The 2739-nt window shown below is 57.0% G+C and carries 3 protein-coding genes; 1 reads left to right on the forward strand and 2 read right to left on the reverse strand.

Features of this window, described 5'->3' with window-relative positions; genetic code table 11:
• Positions 1–723: DEAD/DEAH box helicase family protein (locus B140_RS13570; protein ID WP_169332548.1), on the reverse strand; the 723-nt coding region annotated here is incomplete at its 3' end.
• A 140-nt stretch (positions 724–863) separates the two neighbouring features.
• Here B140_RS13570 and B140_RS14070 point away from each other — a divergent pair.
• Positions 864–1538 carry a chymotrypsin family serine protease gene (locus B140_RS14070; RefSeq protein ID WP_156801807.1) on the forward strand — a complete coding sequence of 225 codons (675 nt, stop codon included), beginning with the start codon at positions 864–866 and terminating at the stop codon, positions 1536–1538.
• A 52-nt stretch (positions 1539–1590) separates the two neighbouring features.
• Here B140_RS14070 and B140_RS14680 read toward each other — a convergent pair whose 3' ends face one another.
• A complete protein-coding gene (locus tag B140_RS14680; RefSeq protein WP_425304667.1) occupies positions 1591–2724 on the reverse strand; it encodes a Rib/alpha-like domain-containing protein in 1134 nt (377 codons plus the stop codon).
• Between the last annotated feature and the right edge of the window lie 15 nt (positions 2725–2739).

Consider the following 2739-nt stretch of genomic DNA (forward strand, 5'->3'; position numbering starts at 1 on the left):
ACGACTATTGTAAATGTTGAAATGATTGAAATACCGAGTCGTGAGAGGCTTAAGGCCCGTCTTTTCAAGAAAGCTATTCTTACTCCTAAACTCCCCTGCAAGCACAGCATATGAGCACACATCCAAAGCAGGATTATTCGTAATGGGGGTACCAGACACTCCTAACACCTTAGCGTTCTTCGACAAAGACCGCAGGCCCTTCGTCCGCTTCGCGGTAGGATTCTTAAACCTATGCACCTCATCAACAAGAAAAATACCACCCGCCATATCCGCACGAGTCTGATCCCGAAAACTATCGTCTGAATCAAGAATAGCCATACGATCCGTTGTTTCAATCGCATAAACACTAAGAGGATTATCTGGGTGGCTCTGGTTATAGGACATGATAGTCCCTTGCCAAATCTCAGCCTCGATAATAGCCCGACTAGCAACAACAAAAACAGGAACCGCCCGCCCCACGTTCTTCTGGTGCTGTGCGGCCGCAGCTACAGCGATAGATGTTTTACCAAAACCAGTCGGCATATCCAGTATCTGAAAATTCTTCTGCTTCAAGTAGCCCGCTAAGACGTGCGCCACATGAAGAAGGTCTCCTTCATCCCAAGAATGACCAGCAGGAACATGACCAGCATAATCCTTCAATGGATAGGTAGTCAGGGGCGTGACCTGCGGCGGCGCTTTCGGGGCAAAACGAGAAGCCTGCGCGGCTGCTCTCTTCTTCTCCATTGCGCGCTGAATAGCTCGGGTGCGCCCATACGATGTACCGGATTTCGCCACAGCTCTCATCTTTCTTTATTGGTGAAGATCATGCTACAATAATTTTAGCAATGTTTCACCAGAAGTCAAGTAGGAAGAGGTATTAAATCATGAAGAAAATCTTATCATGGATACATGGGAATCCGGGTACCCTGTTCGTAGGTCTCATCATGACTGTCTTTTTTGGCGCTGCCCTCATGGTCACTGTTCCCCCTTTCTTTTATTCTGGACCCCCCATGAACTACGTCAGATCCGGGGAAAGCATCATCTTCGCAGGTGAGAAGGGAACGCGGGAGGGCGCACTGTGTACACTCGGCCCGATCACCAATGACGGTACACAAGGATTCACCGCCGGACACTGCCTCGAAAACGGAACAGACGTCTACGACCGCAGTGGTGAAAAAATAGGAACAGCCACCAAAGAAGAAGGCCGAGACCTCGCCACCATCACTTTTACCGACAACGTGACCGCCGAGCCTGACAACGTGACCGCAACCTATGAGCTCCAACTAGGGCAAACACTGTGCTTCTACTCGCAGAACACCGAGACGGAGCACTGCGGCGAAATCCAAGGCAAAGACCACGGCGATATTCTCGTGAGTCCCGACATGCACTCAGCCCACGGAAACTCCGGCGCTGAAGTCTACGACCTTGACAAAAACCCCATCGGTGTTATCGTCGGCGCACTATACCCAGAAGACCACGACGCAGAAAACAACCAGGATCTCATCGGAACCCTCGTCGCCCCCCTACACAACCTCGACGAAGAAGAACTAAAGCGGTGACCCACCGCTTAAGGCAGGCCACCGCAGACACAGGGGAGCTGCGAGTAGCTTGTTACGTCTCGTGACGCTTACGGCCAGCCCACAGCACCAACACCACCGCTGCAAGCCCCACGAGCATCCCACCCCCAGCCAACAGCCGGATAGGCGAACCCGTCACCGGCAACGACTGATTCGACCGCACCGTAGACGCCTTCCCCCCAGCCGGAGTGCTCTTCGTCCCACCTGAAGCACCACTGCCCTGAGATGCAGCACCCCCATTGCCACCTGGGCGGGGAGCCGCAACAGCCGACGACTCCGCAGCCTCAGAACCAGCAGGACCCTCCTGCTCATTCGGGTCAATAACCCGCTGATTCTCCGTCACCGTCATACTCGGCTGCGCCGCAGTCACCTCACCAGAAGCACCCGCGTCCCCATCTGCCGCCGGTCGATCCCCCTTCGACGACTCGCCTGTGACCTCCACAGCAACCTCAGCCATGCTGACCACATTGCCAGCCGTATCCGTCAACGCGACTGGCACCTTGTACGTCCCCGGAGTGACATCACGGCCAGGAGACGCCGTCACCGTCCCATCCGTAGCCACCGAAACCCACGGATACGTATTCGCCGCCCGCGTCGCGTTATACGGCGCAATCTCCCCCTCAGGCTTAACCGTCGCGCTACCACCCTGGGACACCCGCACCGGCGGATAACTCACCTCGTTGCGCACCCCCGCCGCAGTCCCCGGAGCACCAGCCGCCTGAGACGCACCCGCAGGAGCCGCAGTCTGCCCCGCAGGAGCCTCCCCCACACTCACATCGAGTGCCACCGGCACACTCCGCCCAGAACACCCCTGCCCTGCCACAGCCTCAGAATCCGGGCCAGCCTGCGCGCTCGGGGACGCCGACGGCGCAGAAGCACCAGAAGACCCCGACGACCCTGACGATCCCCGCGCTGAATGATTCTCCCGCACCGCCGACGGCTCAGCCACCTGACTCGACCGACTAGAAGTAGGCTCGGTGTAGACCCCCTTGAGCGTAAACGACTCCCCCGCCTTCGCCTGAGACGTATCAATCGTCAGCGTCCCATTATCATTCTGCTTCACATACGCCGGCGCCGAGGTCACCTTAAACGTGCCTCCCTCACACACTCCACCGCGACCAAGCCCCGCTACTGGCGCCGCACTCGGAACAGCACTCGCTGTCGGCACATTCTTCGCACCACT

Origin of the sequence: Corynebacterium mastitidis DSM 44356, from assembly GCF_000375365.1 — a bacterium.
Taxonomy (GTDB): domain Bacteria; phylum Actinomycetota; class Actinomycetes; order Mycobacteriales; family Mycobacteriaceae; genus Corynebacterium; species Corynebacterium mastitidis.